The organism is Actinoplanes sp. NPDC051633 (assembly GCF_040681735.1).
GTDB lineage: Bacteria > Actinomycetota > Actinomycetes > Mycobacteriales > Micromonosporaceae > Actinoplanes.
The window spans coordinates 1-1,341 of sequence record NZ_JBFAZH010001641.1 but is presented as its reverse complement, the minus strand read 5'-3'; the positions used below and the strand labels follow the sequence as shown (position 1 = coordinate 1,341).

The window sequence follows — 1,341 nt, the reverse complement described above, 5'->3', positions numbered from 1 at the left end:
CCTCGACAACGGTCCGCTCGCCTTCCTCGACGCTTGCGCTCAGGGCGGTGATCCGGTCGTGGGCCCGCTTGCGCTGCAGCTCGAAGGCGTTCACCGTGGCGACCAACGCGGCGCCGGTGACGTGGGTCAAGCTCATCGCCGATGCCAGCCCGGTGGCGAACCGGGTGGAGCGGCGACGCTCGGCCACATCGCTGATGACCTGTTCCACGGGTCCGGCGCCGTCGAGCACGAGCGACCGCGACGCCGGCCCGGCGAGAGCCGCGGCCTGCTCGCGGATCGCTGCCGTCACCGATGCGCTCACGCGCCGCCGGGTGCCGACCACGACGATCGGCGGCTCGGCCACTCGCTCGGCCACCCACTGCATGAGCTGGGCATCGGCGGCCGTCAAGGTCGCTTCCGCGGGCACCACCACGAGCACGACGTCGGCTTGGTCGAGAATCGCGCGGGTATCGGCGGACGCCACCTCCACGCTCGGGAGGTTGATGACGATCAGCCCGTCGCGCAGCCGCGGATGCGGCAGACCGATGTCGGCCACGGTGGACGACGCGCCGGGCAGGCGCAGATCGTCGGCCGGCCCGGGCGTGGCCGCGAAGTGGAACCGGGCCGGCGCCCGAAGGTAGCTCAGCGGCATGCCGCCCAGCAGGTCGCGGACGATCGGCGAGGTGTCGACTCCCGGTCTGCCACACACCACCAGAACGGTGTCCGGCACCTCGAGCAGCCCGGGAAGCACCGTCAGCACGCCGACGTCGATCTCCGCTTCCTGATGCACCGTGGCGACGGGAAACACCAGTGCCGCGACGTCTTCCGTCACGGAACTCATCGGACGCATCCGCCGCCGCCCCCCGTTCGGTGATCAGGACGGAACAGCGACCGCCATCCACCCCGGGCAGAGGTACGTCGGGGCGGGCAAGCCGGGATGAAGATCTATTGAGAAATATCGAGGCTGTCGCTTACCCGACACCGTCGCGCAGATCGCCGCCGTCAATAGCGGAACCGGGTGACCAGCGTCTGCAGTTGCGCCGCGGTGGTGGCGAGCTCGTCAGCGGCCCGGCGGGTCTCGCCGACCGTGCCGGTGGTGCGCTGAGCGGCCTCGGAGACCCCGTTGATGGTGCTCGCGATGTCGCCGGCGCCGGCGGCCGCGCCGGAGATCGTGCGGTTCATCTCCTGGGTGGTGGCCGTCTGTTCCTCGACGGCCGAGGCGATGGTCAGCTGGATGCCGTTGATCCGCTCGATGATCGCGGAGATTTCACCGATGGCGCCGACCGCCCCCTCGGTGTCCACCTGGATGGCCTGCACCCGGCGGGAGATGTCCTCGGTCGCCTTCGCGGTCTCCTGCGCGAG

1 protein-coding gene and 1 pseudogene are annotated in these 1,341 nt (G+C 70.8%); both read right to left on the bottom strand.

Features of this window, described 5'->3' with window-relative positions:
- Positions 1-820: hypothetical protein (locus AB0M20_RS43880; protein ID WP_364307458.1), on the bottom strand; the 820-nt coding region annotated here is incomplete at its 3' end.
- Between the two features lie 161 nt (positions 821-981).
- Positions 982-1,341: pseudogene (locus AB0M20_RS43875) on the bottom strand (chemotaxis protein); the annotation flags it as partial.